At 73.0% G+C, this 15351-nt stretch carries 12 protein-coding genes; 6 read left to right on the top strand and 6 right to left on the bottom strand.

Going from position 1 to position 15351, the window contains the following annotated elements; genetic code table 11:
• Window positions 1-152: 152 nt before the first annotated feature.
• A complete protein-coding gene (locus EU555_RS26555) occupies window positions 153-893 on the bottom strand; it encodes a DUF502 domain-containing protein (RefSeq protein WP_135418417.1) in 741 nt (246 codons plus the stop codon).
• A gap of 123 nt (window positions 894-1016) precedes the next feature.
• Here EU555_RS26555 and EU555_RS26550 point away from each other — a divergent pair, with 123 nt between their 5' ends.
• Window positions 1017-1895 (top strand): DUF6925 family protein, encoded by an 879-nt coding sequence (locus EU555_RS26550; RefSeq protein WP_135418389.1) that lies wholly within the window; start codon window positions 1017-1019, stop codon window positions 1893-1895.
• A gap of 366 nt (window positions 1896-2261) precedes the next feature.
• Here the strand turns inward: EU555_RS26550 and EU555_RS26545 are convergent, their stop codons facing one another.
• Together EU555_RS26545 and EU555_RS26540 are read right to left on the bottom strand one after the other, a co-directional pair.
• A complete protein-coding gene (locus tag EU555_RS26545) occupies window positions 2262-2396 on the bottom strand; it encodes a TFIIS helical bundle-like domain containing protein (protein WP_135418388.1) in 135 nt (44 codons plus the stop codon).
• A gap of 76 nt (window positions 2397-2472) precedes the next feature.
• Window positions 2473-3369, bottom strand: a complete 897-nt coding sequence (locus EU555_RS26540; protein ID WP_135418387.1) for a histone deacetylase family protein — start codon at window positions 3367-3369, stop codon at window positions 2473-2475.
• A gap of 435 nt (window positions 3370-3804) precedes the next feature.
• Between EU555_RS26540 and EU555_RS26535 the strand changes: the two genes are divergently transcribed.
• The gene (locus EU555_RS26535) at window positions 3805-5805 is read left to right on the top strand and encodes an autotransporter assembly complex protein TamA (RefSeq protein ID WP_135418386.1); all 2001 of its coding nucleotides are present in this window, start codon (window positions 3805-3807) and stop codon (window positions 5803-5805) included.
• A 9-nt stretch (window positions 5806-5814) separates the two neighbouring features.
• The gene (locus EU555_RS26530) at window positions 5815-10119 is read left to right on the top strand and encodes a translocation/assembly module TamB domain-containing protein (protein ID WP_245524511.1); all 4305 of its coding nucleotides are present in this window, start codon (window positions 5815-5817) and stop codon (window positions 10117-10119) included.
• A 178-nt stretch (window positions 10120-10297) separates the two neighbouring features.
• Here the strand turns inward: EU555_RS26530 and EU555_RS26525 are convergent, their stop codons facing one another.
• The 3 genes from EU555_RS26525 to EU555_RS26515 all read right to left on the bottom strand — a co-directional run bounded on the left by EU555_RS26525 (window position 10298) and on the right by EU555_RS26515 (window position 13440).
• Window positions 10298-11878, bottom strand: coding sequence for an amidase (locus EU555_RS26525; protein ID WP_135418384.1), 1581 nt, complete (start codon window positions 11876-11878; stop codon window positions 10298-10300).
• The gene (rutA, locus tag EU555_RS26520) at window positions 11875-12972 is read right to left on the bottom strand and encodes a pyrimidine utilization protein A (protein WP_135418383.1); all 1098 of its coding nucleotides are present in this window, start codon (window positions 12970-12972) and stop codon (window positions 11875-11877) included. Before rutA ends, EU555_RS26525 begins: the two co-directional genes overlap by 4 nt.
• A 219-nt stretch (window positions 12973-13191) precedes the next feature.
• Window positions 13192-13440 (bottom strand): hypothetical protein, encoded by a 249-nt coding sequence (locus EU555_RS26515; protein WP_245524510.1) that lies wholly within the window; start codon window positions 13438-13440, stop codon window positions 13192-13194.
• Between the two features lie 502 nt (window positions 13441-13942).
• On the opposite strand from EU555_RS26515, the gene EU555_RS26510 reads away from it, so the two are divergent.
• The 3 genes from EU555_RS26510 (at window position 13943) to EU555_RS26500 (ending at window position 15276) form a co-directional block, all read left to right on the top strand.
• On the top strand, window positions 13943-14647 hold the full coding sequence (locus tag EU555_RS26510; protein ID WP_245524509.1) for a sigma-70 family RNA polymerase sigma factor: 705 nt from the start codon (window positions 13943-13945) through the stop codon (window positions 14645-14647).
• A gap of 165 nt (window positions 14648-14812) precedes the next feature.
• Window positions 14813-15046, top strand: coding sequence for a DUF1902 domain-containing protein (locus tag EU555_RS26505; protein ID WP_135418381.1), 234 nt, complete (start codon window positions 14813-14815; stop codon window positions 15044-15046).
• Entirely contained in the window at window positions 15043-15276 is a 234-nt protein-coding gene (locus tag EU555_RS26500; protein WP_135418380.1) for a type II toxin-antitoxin system HicA family toxin, read from the top strand. Before EU555_RS26505 ends, EU555_RS26500 begins: the two co-directional genes overlap by 4 nt.
• Window positions 15277-15351: the final 75 nt, after the last annotated feature.

Genomic DNA, 15351 nt, shown 5'->3' with positions numbered 1-15351 from the left:
AGCGCCTGACGGTGCTCCGATACTGCCGGCGAGTTACAATCGTTCGAGGGAGCGTGGCCGTCGCGAACCGGCCGGATCGTTGCCGAAATGCATCATGGTCGGGATGGCGTCGTGTCCGGCGGATTGCCGGTGCGCGTCGGACGTGCCCGAGGTCAGGCGTCCTGCCGGTCCCGCGCCTGCATCGCCGCGCCGGGCTGGATCGGCCCGACCTGTGCCACCCGCAGGCCCGCCGCCATCGCCTGCAGGCGGGTCTGCGGGTCCTCGGGCTGGATCACGCCGGCCGACATCACCAGCTTGGCGGCGTCGTCGACGCTGATCGACAGCTCGATCACCTCGGAGCGTGGCAGGTAGAAGAAGAAGCCGGTGGTCGGGTTGGGGGCGCAGGGCAGGAAGACGCCGACATGGTCCTGCTCCGTCCCGAGGGCGCCCTGCACGTCGGGCCCGGCCGGGGCCGACAGGAAGACGATCGACCAGGTGCCCTTCACCGGGAACTCGACCAGGCCGACGGTGCGGAACGAGGTGCCGCTGGTGGAGAACAGCGTCTCGAAGACCTGGCGCAGGCCGCGATACAGGCCCGAGATCACCGGCGTGCGGGCGAGCAGCACCTCGCCGAACTCGACCACCGAGCGGCCGACCAGGTTGGCCGTGAGGGCGCCGAGCGTCGTCAGGGCCAGGAAAGCGATGACGAGGCCGAGGCCCGGCACGCTGAACGGCAGGTAGTGGTCCGGCAGGTAGGCCGAGGGCACCAGCGGCTTGACCCAGCCGTCGATCAGGCTGATGCACCACCAGGTGATGTAGATCGTGATCGCCAGCGGGCCGGCGACGATCACGCCGGTGAAGAAGTAGTTGCGCAGGCGGCCGCGGACGCTGACCCGCTTGCGGGCGGGCGGCATGTCCGGATCGGGGATCAACGGCGACGGTTCCGACACGATCTGCGATTCTCGACCCGGGCAGGCGCCCCCTGCCCCCGAAGAGGTAGCGGTTTGCTGCGCTGCGCTCAAGGCGGGGAGGACCCTTTGGCGATCCGGCCGCACCCCGACCCGGCCGCGTTGCGCGTCGTCCTGCACCGGGCGCTCGCCGATCCGGACGCGGCCTGGAGCCTCGGCGGCTACGGCGCGGGCGCCACTTTCCGGCGCGGTGCGGCCGAGCCGGTGGCGTCGCCCTGCGGCGGGCGTCCGGGCCTCGTCACGCCCCGCGGCGCCCTGGTGCTCGGCGGGGCGGAGGGCCTCGTGCCCGTCGCCTACGAGACGGCACTCGGTCGCGACGACTGGAGCCAGGCGCTCGCCCTGTGCCGGCCGCTCGCCGCCCTGCCGCCCTGCCCCGTGCCGGCGGTGAGCGAGATCGGCCCCGACCGGGAGGCGGCGCGGGCGCAGGACCGGGACGGCGTGCTGTTCTGCCTCGGCCTGCCCCTGCGCCAGGCCCGGATCCTCGCCCGGGTGCGGGGCGACGCCGTCGGGCTTCTGCGCGCCGCCTGCGGGCGGCCGGCCGATGCCGCCCTGTGGGAGCGGCTGCCGGGGCTCGGTGCGACGCTCGTGGCGGCGCATGGATGCGACCGGATCGAGGTGGTGCTGCCCGACGCTCCTCCGGGTCCCCGCGCGCACTGGTTCGACAAGCTCCTGCGCCTCGGCCGCCTGCACGCCGCCACGGCGCCGATCCCGGCGGGCCTCGCCCCGGTGATCCACCTGCACCCGCCTCACCCGGTCATGGAAGGCGGTTACGATCCCGGGCGCCACGCCGCCTTCCAGGACCTGCTGGCGCGCTGGGGCGACCCGGCCCTCGCCGCCCTCAAGCGCCGCCTCCTCGCCGGGGAGGCGGTGGCGATCCCCGACGCGCGGCCGGCCCGGGCCGTCGCGCGGGTGGCGCTGGCGCAGCGGCGGTGCCTGCCGGCGAGGTGAGCGATCGCTGGCCGCGACACCCCGGTCGGGCGGTGTCTCTTCTCGATATCCTCGAGGTCAGCGCCGTCGAGAGCGGAGAACCAGCCGCGAGGCCAAGAAAAAAGGCCGCCCTTGCGAGGCGGCCCGAAGTCTAGGGAGGAAACGCCCAAAGAGGGCTGCAAGGCCGCGACGCCATCGCGACCGTGCACTGCAGAAGATAGGCGCCCCCGCGCATTTCGCAAGTGCGAAAGCGCACGCATGGTCGATTTTTTCCTAAACGGGTGCGGTTGCCGAAAAACCGAAACACCCCCGCCGGAGTCGGCAGGGGTGCGGCGCGGGCCGACGGCCCGGTGTATCGTGCCGCGTCGCAGACGCTGCATTGTCGCGTCAGCGACGCAGGATCTTGGTGACGATGCGCCCGACGAGGTTGCCCGAGTCGGTGTACGGGGTGCGGTCGTCGGGCCGGGTACGGGGGTCGTCGTTCCCCAGGATCTTGGTGACGATCTTGCCGATGAGGCTCATCGCATCCTCCGCGTGATGTGAGCGTGGGGTCCCGCGAGATCAACGGCCGACAGCCTGGGCCGTTCCGAAACGCCCGTCACGCCAGCTCCGCCATCGCCTCGAACACCAGCGCGTGGCGGGAAGCCAGCGCCTCGACGTCGTCGGCGTAGCCGCCGCCGATCACCGCCGCGAGCGGGATGCCGCGCCGGCGCGTCTCGCCGACGACGTGGTGCTCGCGCCGGCGCAGGCCGTCGTCGGTGAGCGCCAGGCGGCCGAGGCGATCGTCGCGATGGGGGTCGACCCCGGCATTGTAGAACACCAGGTCGGGGCGGACATCGTCGAGCAGGCGCGGCACGTGCTGGTGCAGGGCCGCCAGGTAATCGTCGTCGGCCAATCCATCGGGCAGGCCGATATCGAGGTCGCCCGGCACCTTGTCGGTGGGGTAGTTCCTCTCGGCGTGCATCGAGAAGGTGAACAGGTCTGGCTCGTCCCGGAGGCAGTCGGCGGTGCCGTCGCCCTGGTGCACGTCGAGGTCGATGATGAGCGCCCGGCGGATCGTGCCCTCGCCCTTGAGGGCGAGCGCCGCCACCGCGACGTCGTTGAAGACGCAGAACCCCCCGCCCGCTTCCCGCCTTCCGTGATGGCTGCCCCCGGCCGTGCTGCCGGCAAGCCCGCCCTGGAGCGCGAGCCGCGCCGCCAGCAGCGTGCCGCCGCAGGCCGCAAGCGAGCGCCGCGCCACCCCGGCATCGACCGGCAGGCCGATCGCCCGCTCGATCGCCCGCGGCACCGTGCCGGTCACGACCTGCTCGACGTAGGACGCGTCGTGCGCGAGGCCGATCAGGTCAGGGCTCGCCGGCTCGGGCGTCACGAAGCCCTCCGGCACCAGGCCGCGCGCTGCGATCGCCGCGGCGAGGCGTCCATACTTGCCCATCGGGAAGCGGTGACCCGCCGGCAGCGGGGCCTCGTAGGCCGGATGGAACACGACCGGGACCATGCGCACGACCCTGTGGGAAACGGGGATAAGAGTGGGGACAATATGGACACGCTCAACGCGCCGGACCGCCCGACAGTCGGCGCGACCGCGCGCCGCGGGCCGCGATCATGGATCCGCCGATCGCAGAGGCTTGGCGCGCCACCCTGGACCAGAAGGGCATGCCCGCATGCCCGCATGCCCGCACGCCCGTCTCCGCCTCCCCGTCCGCCGGCTTATGCTCTCGCTTGCCGCCGGAACGGGCCGGCCGGCCGACACGGTTTGGACACGAATTCCCTCGACCCTTACGGAAGAAACCTCTTAGAGGAGCGCTGTCTCGGGGGTGAGGGTCCCGTCTCGCGAAGGCCCGCTTGAATGGGTGTCGGGCACGCCGGTGGCGTGAAGTGGTTCTTTCGGCGCCGTCCGGTCAGGGCGGGGCCTGCAGCACGGCCGGGGGGCATGCGGGATCGGGTCGGTTATCGCGGCGCGCCGAGGGCGCGTTGGTCAGCGGGATACGGGAGGGTTCTGGGGCTCGGCCTCGCGCTCGGCGTGAGCGCGGCGGAGCCGGCCCGCGCCTTCGACCTGTTCGGCCTGTTCGGTTCCGAGGAGGCGCCGCCGGCCCCGAGCCCGGCCGCCCTGCCCTACGCGGTCCGCTTCCAGGGCGTCGAGGACGAGGACCTGCTGCGCGCCCTCCAGGACACGTCGAGCCTCTATCGCCTGCGCAACGACCCGCCGCCCGACGGCGAGGGCCTGCTGCGCCGGGCCGAGGCCGACGCGGCGCGCCTCGTCGATGCCCTGTGGGGCTTCGGCTACTATGCCGGGACGCTGAGCTTCCGCATCGAGGACGTGGTGCTCGGGGGCGACGCCGCCGCCCGCAGCGCCGTGCGCGCCGCCGAGGCCGCCCGCAACCGCACGCTCGTGGCGGTGCGGATCAGCGTCGATCAGGGCCCGCTCTACCGCCTGCGGCGCATCGCGGTCCTCGACGCTGCCGGCCGGCCCTTCCCGCCCGAGGCCGTGCCGGCCCGCCTCACCCGGATCGAGGACGATCCGCCGGCCCGCTCCGCCACGGTGCTCGCCCGCGAGGCGGCGCTGATCGACGTCTTTCGCCGGCAGGGCCACCCCTTCGCCAAGGTGCTGCGGCGCGATCCGGTGGTCGACCACGCGGCGCGGGCCATGGACGTGACCTTCACGGTCGATCCGGGCCCGAAGGCGACCCTCGGCGCCATCGCGGTGCGGGGGACCGAAGCCGTCGATCCGGCGGTGGTGCGCTCCTTCATCTACGCCGAGCCGGGCGATCCGTACTCGCCGCAGGCCTTGTCCGACATCCGCCGCTCGGTCTCGCGCATCGAGGCGCTCGGCGGGGTGCGGGTGCGGGAGGGCACGGCCCTCGATCCCGACGGGGGCCTGCCGGTCTTCGTCGACGTCACCGAGCGGGCGCCGCACATCGTCGGCGTCTCGGCGCGCTATTCCACCGTCGACGGGCCGGGCGTGCGCGCCTACTGGGCCGACCGCAACCTGTTCGGCGGGGCTGAGACCCTGCGGATCGACGCCGACCTGTCCTATCTCGGCCTCGGCACCGACTATTACGCCCGCCGCCGCAAGCTCGCCGGCATCGAGACCAACGGCCTCGGCGGGCGGCTCGCCGCCACCTTCGTCAAGCCCGCCCTGTTCGGCACCCGCAACGACCTCCTGGCCAGCGCCTTCATCGGCCGCGAGGTGCAGCAATCCTATCTCAGCGACGCCACCGGCGGCACGGTCGCGATCCGCCACCGCTTCGCCGACGCCTTCTCGGCCCAGGTCGGGATCGACGGCCGCGCCGGCTCGGACCGCGACGCCCTCGGCCGGGTCGATTACGGGTTGCTGGGCTTGAACGCCGGCGTCGCCTACGATTCGACCGACAGCCTGCTCGACCCGACGCGGGGCGTCCGCGTCACCGCCTCGCTCACGCCCTATGCGGGCCTCGGCAACAGCCCGGACCTGCTGATCGCCAAGGCGCAAGGCTCGACCTACTACGCCTTCGACGACGAGGGCCGCTACATCCTCGCCGCCCGCCTCGGCTTCGGCTCGGTCAGCGGTGCGGCTCTGGCCGACATCCCGGCCTCCTTGCGCTTCTTCGCCGGCGGCGGCGGCTCGATCCGCGGCTATTCCTACCGCACCGTCGGGCCGATCGGCCCCTACCAGCTGCCGATCGGCGGGCGCTCGCTGCTCGAAGGCTCGGTCGAGGGCCGGATCAAGATCACCGACACGATCGGCATCGTGCCCTTCGTCGATGCCGGCACTGCCTTCGCCGGGACGCTGCCCGATTTCGACGAGCGCATCCGCGTCGCGGCGGGCCTCGGCCTTCGCTACTATACCGGCATCGGCCCGATCCGGGTCGACCTTGCGGTGCCGCTGAACCCCGACAAGCAGCTCAAGCAGCCGCCGGTCGCCCTCTACATCAGCCTCGGTCAGGCCTTCTGAATGATGCAGATGCGGGCCTCGCGCCTCCTTACCGCCGCGATCGCGGTCGCTCTTCTGGCCCTCGCCTGGCTCGGCCACGCCGCCACCGGAGAGGCGGCGGAGGGCGAGACCACGATCCTCGGCGACCTCCTGTCCCGCGCCCTCTCGACCCCGACCTCGCGGGTCTCGATCGGTGCCGTCGACGGGGCGCTGTCCTCCGACGCCACGATCCGCGACGTCGCTATCGCCGACCGGGACGGGGTGTGGCTGCGCCTCGACAAGGCGCGGCTGATCTGGCGGCGCACGGCGCTCCTGTCCCGGCGCCTCGAGATCGACCGTCTCGAGGTCGGCCGCCTCGAGGTGCTGCGCCGGCCCCTGCCCTCCGCCGCCCCCCCGTCGCAGGACAAGGAGGCGCTGCTGCCGGAACTACCGGTCAAGGTGGTGGTCAAGGCCTTCGCGCTGAGCGAGCTGGCGCTCGGCCAACCGGTGATCGGCGAGGCCGCCCGCATCGCCGGGGCCGGCCAGGCCACCCTCGGCGACCCGCGCGAGGGCCTCGACCTCGGCATCGGCCTGCGCCGCCTCGACAAGCCCGGCACGGTCACGGTCACGCTCGCCTACGCGCCGGAGAGCGCCCGGCTCGACTTGAAGCTCGCCCATGACGAGCCCGCCGGCGGGCTTGCGGCGCGGCTGATGAACCTGCCCGGCCTGCCGCCGGTCACCCTCGACCTCGACGGGCGCGGCACGCTCGATGCCTGGAACGCCGCCCTGAACTTCCGGGCCGGCGAGGGCATCGGCGCCGAGGGCAAGGCCCGCATCGACCGGGCCGGCCGTGAGCGGCGCATGAGCCTCGATCTCGCCTCGCGGGTCGAGGGCCTGATGCCCGGCCCGCTCGCGGCGGTCTTCTCCGGCACCACCCGCCTCGACGGGTCGCTCCGCTTCGTCGACGACGGCGCGGTGCGGGTCGACCGGTTCGAGCTCACCTCCCGCACCGCCCGCCTGGCGCTCAACGGCGGGGTCGACGCGGCGCGCCATGCCGACCTGACGCTCCAGGCTCGCGCCCTGCCGACCGAGGGCGGCGTCACCAGGGCCGGCGAGTCGACCCTCGAATCCCTGATGCTGGACGCGAGCGTGAAGGGCCCCCTCGACGCGCCGGCTTTGCGCGGTACCCTGCGGGCCGCCGGCCTCTCGGCGGCGGGCAGCCGCCTCGGCCGGGCGAGCGCCGACCTCGTCGCCGAGCCGCTGCCGCGCGCCCCCGAAGGGCAATCCTTCCGCCTCGCCGCGAATGCCGAGGTCGACGGCCTCCACCTCGCCGATCCGGCGCTGCGGCGGGCGATCGGGCCAAAGGCGTCGTTCCGCCTCGCCGGCCGCATCGACCCGAACGGCGTCGCCGACCTCGACGCGGTGACGATCGAGGCGCCGACCGCCAACGCCCGCTATGCCGGCCGGATCGGCCGCGACGTGGTGGCGGGCACGCTGCAGGCGGATCTCCCCGACCTCGCGGCCTTCTCGCTCGCCGCCGGCCGGCCGCTCTCCGGCCGCGTCGCCGTCAAGGCCCTGCTCTCGGGCGATCCCGGCCGGGCCGGCGTCACCGCCGACGTCGAGGCGAGCACGGAAAAACTCCTCCTCGGCACCCCCGCCCTCGACCGGACCCTCGGCCGCGACCCGCGCTTCGCCGGACGCCTGACCCGGCTCCCCGACGGCTACGCCGTCCAGGCCGCGCGCCTGACGGGCGCCGCCGTGACCGCGACCCTCGACGGGCGCGCCACAGCGACCAGGGCCGACATGGCCGGCCGGGTCGATCTCACCGACCTCGCCACCCTCCATCCCGACCTCGCCGGCAAGGCCGCGCTCGACGCCCGCCTCACCGGCTCCCTCGAACGCCCGGACGTCGCCGTGACGCTCGCCGCCCCCGAGGCAAAAGCCCTCGGCCGGCCCCTGCGGGACCTCACGGCCCGCGCCACCCTCGCCGACGTCACCGGTGCCCTCGACGGAACCCTCGCCCTGTCGGGCCGGGTCGACGGCAAGCCGCTCGCGGGCGACCTCCACCTCGCGCGGCGCGGCGCCGACTGGGTGCTCGACCGTCTCGCTTTCGGCCTCGGCTCGGTCAGCCTCGCGGGCCGCGCGACGGTCGATCCGGCGGCGCGCCTCGCCGAGGGCGAGGTGGCGCTCAAGGCCGGCGACCTCGACGACCTCTCGGCCCTGGCGCTGACCCGCCTCCAGGGCCGCCTCGACGCGGCGATCACCCTCAGCCGCGCCGGCGGCCGGCAGGATGCCCGGCTGCAGGCGACCGGCGAGAGCATCCGTGGCGCCGGCGTCGCGCTGGCGCGCCTCGACGCCGACCTCGCCGGCACCGACCTCTGGGCGAGCCCGCGGGTCTCGGGCCGGCTCAACGCCGACCGCGTCGTGACCGGCTCCGAGACGATCGAGGCCGTCCGCCTCGATGCCAGGCCGGCGCCGGACGGGAGCGACCTCACGCTCCAGGCCCGGGCCAGGGGCTTCGCCCTCGACGGCGCCGCCCGGCTGGTGCCGGCCGACCACCCGCGCCTCGACCTCGCCCGACTCAGCGCCGTGCGCGGGGCGGACCGGCTGGCGCTGGCCGGCCCGGCGACGGTCACCTTCGCGGATCACGGCGTGACGGTCGCCGGGCTCGCCATCGCCGCCGGCTCGGGCCGGGCGAGCCTCGACGGCACGCTCGGCTCTCGGCTCGACCTGCGGCTCGGGCTCAAGAGCCTGCCCCTGTCGCTCGCCCGCATCGCCGCCCCGAGCCTCAGCCTGTCCGGCACCCTCGACGGCGAGGCCGTGCTGACCGGCCCGGCCGAGAGCCCGGAGGGGCGCTACTCCTTGAGCCTGTCGCGCCTCGTGACGCCCGAGACCCGCTCCGCCGGCCTGCCGCCGGTCGACGCGAAGGCCTCAGGAAGGATCGGCGACGGCCGCGCCGGCCTCGACGGCACGGTGACGGCCGGACGCGGGCTCCAGCTCGCCCTCTCGGGCACGCTGCCGGTCGAGGCCGGCGGCGCCATGGACCTGCGCGCCCGCGGCACCCTCGACGCGGCGCTCGCCAACACGATGCTGGCGGCGGGCGGCCAGCGCCTGACCGGCCGGGTCGCCCTCGATGCCGGGGTCGCCGGCACGCTCCAGGCCCCGCGGGTCGAGGGCGCGGCGACGCTCACCGGCGGCAGCTTCACCGACCCGCTCCAGGGCGTGCGCCTCACCGACATCCAGGGCCGCGTCACCGGCCGCGGCGACACGCTGGTGATCGAGCGCCTCACCGCCGCCACCCGCAACGGCGGCACCCTGCAGGCGCAAGGGCGCGTCGCCGTCGAGCCAGCTGCGGGCTTTCCGGGCAACCTGACGATCCGGGCCGACCGGGCCGAGCTGGTCGCGAGCCCGCTGATGACGCTCGTCACCGGCCTCAACCTGTCGCTCACCGGGCCGCTCGCCCGCACCCCGCGGGTGAGCGGCCAGGTCGACGTCGTCTCCCTCGACGTCGCGGTGCCGGACCGCCTGCCCGCCACGGTGCAGCCGCTGCCGGGCATCCGCCACGTCAACGCGCCGCCCCAGACCCGGGCCCGCCTCGCCGCGAGGGCGAAGCGCGAGGCGGCGGCCCGGCGCGGCGGCAAGGCGCCCTTCCTCGCCACCCTCGACGTCGCCGTGAATGCGCCGGGCCGGATCACCGTGCGCGGCCGCGGCATCGACGCGGAGCTCGGCGGAAATTTACGCCTCACCGGCACCTCGGCGGCGCCGGTGGCGAACGGCGCCTTCGCGATGCGCCGCGGCCGGATCCAGATCGTCAGCCAGCGGCTCGATTTCAGCCGCGGCCGCCTGACCTTCGCGGGCGACCTGACGGCCCCGGACCTCGATTTCCTGGCCCAGACCCAGGCCGGCGACGTCACCGCCAAGATCGCCGTCACCGGCCCCGCCAACCAGCCCGACTTCGCCCTCTCCTCCGAGCCGCCGCTGCCGCAGGACGAGGTGCTGTCGCGCCTCCTGTTCAAGAAGGCCTCCGGCGGCCTCTCCCCGTTCCAGGCGCTGCAGCTGGCGCAGGCGGTGGCCCAGCTCTCGGGCGGCGCCGGCGGACCCGACGTGTTCGAGAGCGCCCGCAAGGGCCTCGGCCTCGACAGCCTCGACATCCAGGCCGGATCGAAGGGCGGCGCCGCGGTCGGCCTGTCGCGGGCGCTCGGCGAGCGGGTCAATGTCGGCGTGCGCGCCGGCGCGCGGCCGGAGGACAGCGCGGCGACCATCACCTACGACGTGACCGGGCGGATCAAGGTGCAGGGCGAGGCCGGGGCGAACGGGCGGACGGCCGTGGGGGTGGGGGCGGAGTGGGAGTATTGAGGGCGCTCGCGCGGGTCGCGGGCGCCGCCTCGAAGGGTCGTTGCGTTCTCTCCCTCGTCTCCACCCTCCGCGTCATCCCGGGCTCCGCTTCGCGGCCCCGGGATGACGCGGAGGGAGGCTTTTCGGTCGCGACAGATCGCGTCGGGACCGTCCGCGACGCCGCCGATTCAGGGCCCGATCAACCCTCCGGCGGCGCCGAAAGGTGGTGCCCCGTCTCGCGCTGAAACGCCGCCCCGACGCCCAAGCACAATGCGTCGTCATACGGCTTGCCCACCACCTGTGCGGCCACCGGCATCCCGGTGCGGCCGCGCCCCGTCGGCAGCATCAGGGCCGGAAGCCCCGTATAGTCGAACAGCATCGTGTTGCGCGGCAGCACCGCCTGGAGCGGGTGGGATTCGCCGTCGACCTCGACCGTGAGGGTGTCGAGGGAGGCCGCCTCGCCGCCGAGGCCCGGGGTCACCAGCACGTCGACGTCCGAAAGAGCGTCGAGCGCTTGGCGCAGCACCAGGGGCCGGCGGCGCAGCGCGCGCAGGTAGTCGGTGGCGGCGAAGTGGCGGCCCTGGTCCATCCGGGCGCGGGTGCCGGGGTCGAGGGCGGCGGCGCGGTCGAGGTCGGGCTCCTGGAGCGAGGCCAGTTCCGCCATCACGATGGTGTAGCCGTCCTGGTGGGCGGTCGCGACCGGGCCGAGATCGACCGGCACCAGGCGGGCGCCGCCGCGCTCCAGCACGCCCAGCATCTGCCGCCAGGCGGCGAGCACGGCGGCGTCCTGCATCTCGGTGAACCAGCCCTCCGGCACGCCGACCCGAAGGCCCGGGAGCCCCCGCGCCCGGGCGGCGTCGTAGCGCCCGGCGGCGTGGGGGTCGGCGCCGTCGGGGCCGGCGATCCAGGGCATCACCCGGGCGAGGTCCTCGGCCGAGCGCGCCATCGGGCCGACATGGTCGAGGGTCCAGGACAGGGGCGCGACGCCGGTGCGCGGCACCAGCCCCCGGGTCGGCTTGAGGCCGGTGATGCCGCACCAGGCCGAGGGCGCCCGGATCGAGCCGCCGGTATCGGTGCCGAGCGCCAGCGGCAGCAGCCGGGCGGCGAGCGCCGCGCCCGATCCCGTCGAGGAGCCGCCGGTCCAGCGCGCCCGGTTCCACGGGTTGGCCACCGCGCCGTAGCGCGGGTTGTGGGCCGAGCCGCAGGCGAACTCGGTGGTGGCGAGCATGGCGAGCGGAATCGCGCCTGCCGCCCGCAGGCGCGCCACCACGGTCGCGTCGGCCTCGGCCATCCGGTCGCCGGTGAGGCGCGAGCCGCAGGTCACCGGGGCGCCGGCGCAGTCAATGATGTCCTTGATGCCGAACGGCACCCCTTCGAGGGGCCGGGCCAACCCCTCGCGGATCCGCCGGGTGCTGTCCTCGGCCGCAGCCTCCGCTCCCGGCACCGGCGCCAGCACCGCGTCGCGGCCGGACGGGTGGCGGGCGATGCGCGCCCGCAGCGCCGCCACGACGGCGACCGGATCGGTCGTCCCGGCCGCGTAGGCGGCCTGGAGGGCGCCGATCCCGAGGCGATGCAGCGGCCCGTCCTCGACCGGCGGCAGGGGCGGCATGATCGGTGCCGCCTCCCCCGTCGCCGCCGCGGCGTTCCGCAAGGATTGCTCGGCATGGGCCGGCTCGGGGGCGTCGCGCTCCCACGCCGAGGGCAGGTCCCGGGCCGGCGCGCTCTCCGCCACCGTGCCGGCCAGGATGGTGCGGGCGATGAGCGCGTCGGACACGCTCACGCGGCGATCTCCCGGGTATCGCGATCCCGCCGATCCTGCCGGCAGGCCATCAGCGGCTGGATCCGGGTGCCGAAGGCGTCGAGGCCTTCGAGGAAGTCGTCGAAGGTCAGCATGATCCCCTTCACCCCGGGCACGGACGCGGCCTCGTCGAGCATCCGCGCCACCTTGGCGTAGGAGCCGACCAGCGTGCCCATGTTGAAGTTCACCGCCCCCTCCGGCAGGTTCATCCAGGTCGCGGTCGAGTCGGCCGAGGCGTTCTTGTCCTGCGTGCTCTGATCGAGCATCCAGGCGAGCGCCGCGACGTCGGCGCCCTGGCGGTAGGCCATCCAGCGTTCTTCGGCCGCCGCGTCGGTCTCGTCGGCGATCACCATCATCAGCACGTAGGAGCCGACGTCGCGCCCGGTCTTGGCACTGGCCTCGATCAGCCGGGCGCAGGTCGGCGCGCAGGCGGTCGGGGTGTTGAGGCCGGTGCCGAGGACGAAGTTGTAGTCGGCGTATTGCGCCGCGAACTCCATGCCGCGCCCGCTCTGGCCGGCGGCGACGATCGGGATCGGGCCGGAGGGCGCGGGCTTCATCATGCAGCCCTCCATCCGGAAATGCTCGCCCTGGAAGTCGGAATACCCGGTCTCCCACAGCTCCTTCATCACCCGGACGTACTCGGTCGAGTAGTCGTAGCGGTAGCCGAAATATGCGTCGCCGGGCCACAGGCCCATCTGCGCATATTCCGCCTTCTGCCACCCTGAGACGATGTTCACCCCGAAGCGGCCCGGCGCGATCGAATCGATCGTCGTCGCCATGCGGGCGACCAGCGCCGGCGGCAGGGTCAGCACGGCGGTCGAGGCGAAGAGCTTGATCCGCTCCGTCACCGCGGCGAGACCCGACATCAGCGTGAAGGATTCGAGGTTGTAGTCCCAGAACTCGGTCTTGCCGCCGAAGCCGTGCAGCTTGATCATCGAGAGGGCGAAATCGAGCCCGTAGCCTTCCGCCTTCTGCACGATCGCCTTGTTGAGGGCAAAGCTCGGCTTGTATTGAGGGGCCGCCTCCGAGATCAGCCAGCCGTTGTTGCCGATCGGGATGAACACGCCGACATCCATGCTTGATGCTCCGGGTTCCGACGGGCGGTGGCCGCCCGGAAAGGCCGTTGCAGGATCGGGGCCGTTTCCGCCGCGCGCCGGCGCGACGGCGCTCGGGCGTGCGGCCGGCGGAAGGCGGATCACGCTGCAGCCGGGCACCGCTCCCGATCGCACCGCCTCCTGCCCGGACGAGCCGCCGTCCGGTTCGTCCGGACAGTCTCGCGCCGAGCCCGGACGCGGTCAGCCGGGCTCGGTGGGTGCCTTGCCGAGGAAGGCGAGCACCTCGTTCAACGGGAGCGAGCCCGGAAACTCGCGAACGGCGAGGCTCACGGGGGCGCCCAGACCCGCCATGATCGCGCGCAGACCCTCGACCCAGGCATCGGCCTCCGCCTGGGTCGCGAAGCCTGTGCGGACCATGGTCTTGTCCGGCTCGATGGTCGCCGCGACGGCGAACCGTTCGTCCGGCATGTCGAGGATTTGATAGCTCACGCGACGGGCCATCCGGGTCACTTAGCGCGGAAGTGTTTTCCGGACAAATAACGAGTGACAGTTGTACTTTTTAACGTCTCTAATTCATGCCGACACCGATGATGGGCCTGGTGGCACTTCGCGTGACATCCATGTCGGCAACGACCGTCGTCGGACGCACCGGTTCGTGCCCTCTCCGTTCACGTTGGTTCGCGGCTTCGTAAATGACCGCGGGCGATGAGCTCGATCTTCGGCTGTCGCCCGTCGGGCACCTTGCGGCAGAGGAGCCGGTTATATCTGGTCTTGATAACAAGATCTGGAGCGGATGGTCGGTGAATCGGCAGGATATTTTGGTCGTCTCCGCCGCTCGGCGCGAACGGTGCTTGATAAGGCTTGGGCAGGCCGTGGTTTCCGAGGTCGGCACAAGCGTCTGTTAGGAACCGTTCAGCAAGACGTTGCCACATGTTCCCGGATGGGATTGCCGATGGGTCCCGGCCGTGCCTGCGCGCAGAACGAGGTGTTGATGGGTTCCGACATGAGGCCTCCGGACGGCGCGCTTCAGCACCGGACGCAGGATGAGACGGGCCGGCCGGCCGGTACGCTGTCGGCGCAGACGCGCGATCATCTCGGCGAACACCTGCAGGCCCTGTACGGCTTCGTCCTCACCGAGACCCATCCCGAGCCGCTGCTCGCGCTCGTGGCGCGGCTCGATGCGGCGCTGGCCGTGCGGAGCACGGCCGATGCCGATGATTTCCGGCGCAACCTGACCGACGTGCTGCCCCGTCTGCGGACCTTCGCGTTGTCGCTGACCGTCAATGCCGCGCAGGCGGACGACCTCGTGCAGGAAACCGTCCTGAAAGCCTGGGTGAACCAGCATCGGTTCACGCCCGGCACCAACCTCGCCGCCTGGCTCTGCACCATCCTGCGCAACCAGTTCTACACGGAGTGCCGCCGGCGACGGCGCGAGGTGGAGGACGTGGACGGGGCCGCCGCCGGCGACATGATCGCCCTGCCCGAGCAGGAGCACGGGATCGACCTGCAGAAGGTCTGGCAGGCCATGACGGCGCTCCCGCCGACGCAGCGCCAGGCGCTGATGCTGGTGGGCGCCCAGGGCCTCACCTACGAGGCTGCGGCCACCCTGATCGGCTGCCAGGTCGGCACGGTGAAGAGCCGGGTCAGCCGGGCGCGGTCGTTCCTCGCCAGCCGCTTGGCCGTGGAGCGGACCTGAGCCGGCTTTCGCCGCGCGACGATTCTCGCGCCAGGGGTGCGACCTCCGCCGGAGCACGGCTTGAGCGCGTTGCGCGACGCGCCGGCTGCGCGCTGCGTCGCCTATCGCCGTTGCGTTGCCCGCCGCGATCCACGACACCTATTCCCGACACTTCGGGATCTCACCATGGCGCTGTTCATCGTTCAGATCGCTTACGACGCGGACGCCGGGGTCTGGTACGTCGACAAGAGCGACGTCGAAGGCTTGAGGGCCGAAGCCCCGACCTCCGATGCCCTAATGGCTCGTATCCCGACGATGGCGGCAGAACTCCTGGAAGAGAACGAGCCTGGTCTGGGTGAGGTCGCGATCGAGATCATCGCGCACGCGCATGCGCGCATCTCGGTCCCTGCAGCCGCGTGAACGACTACACCAAACCGGTCAAGGCGCTGCTGCTCGCCGCCGGCTGCGTCTTCAAGCGCCAGGGTAAGGGGAACCACGAAATCTGGTTCAGTCTCCTCACGAACCGCGCCGTCACGGTCGATGGTGCGATCAAGTCCCGACACACCGCGAATGGCACCCTGAGAGCCTGTTTGACATGCCTAGCAAATTTATCCCACCCTCAACCTCATCCTGAGGTGTCAGTCGATTGAAGATCGACTGACCTAGAAGGAGGACTCCAGTAATCATTGTGAGATCTGGAGCCCTCCTTCGAGGCTTTTTTCAGT

This window comes from Methylobacterium nonmethylotrophicum, from assembly GCF_004745635.1.
In the GTDB taxonomy this organism is placed as follows: Bacteria; Pseudomonadota; Alphaproteobacteria; order Rhizobiales; family Beijerinckiaceae; genus Methylobacterium; species Methylobacterium nonmethylotrophicum.
Note: the sequence above shows the minus strand (reverse complement) of the source record. Positions and strands in the feature narration are given on the sequence as shown.

What these genes read in the sequence shown, in the direction of transcription:
- EU555_RS26555 (WP_135418417.1), bottom strand. Translation starts at nt 893, where the DNA reads ATGCCGCCCGCCCGCAAGCGGGTCAGCGTCCGCGGCCGCCTGCGCAAC.
- EU555_RS26545 (WP_135418388.1), bottom strand. Translation starts at nt 2,396, where the DNA reads ATGAGCCTCATCGGCAAGATCGTCACCAAGATCCTGGGGAACGACGAC.
- EU555_RS26540 (WP_135418387.1), bottom strand. Translation starts at nt 3,369, where the DNA reads ATGGTCCCGGTCGTGTTCCATCCGGCCTACGAGGCCCCGCTGCCGGCG.
- EU555_RS26535 (WP_135418386.1), top strand. Translation starts at nt 3,805, where the DNA reads ATGCGGGATCGGGTCGGTTATCGCGGCGCGCCGAGGGCGCGTTGGTCA.
- EU555_RS26530 (WP_245524511.1), top strand. Translation starts at nt 5,815, where the DNA reads ATGCGGGCCTCGCGCCTCCTTACCGCCGCGATCGCGGTCGCTCTTCTG.
- rutA (WP_135418383.1), bottom strand. Translation starts at nt 12,972, where the DNA reads ATGGATGTCGGCGTGTTCATCCCGATCGGCAACAACGGCTGGCTGATC.
- EU555_RS26510 (WP_245524509.1), top strand. Translation starts at nt 13,943, where the DNA reads ATGGGTTCCGACATGAGGCCTCCGGACGGCGCGCTTCAGCACCGGACG.
- EU555_RS26505 (WP_135418381.1), top strand. Translation starts at nt 14,813, where the DNA reads ATGGCGCTGTTCATCGTTCAGATCGCTTACGACGCGGACGCCGGGGTC.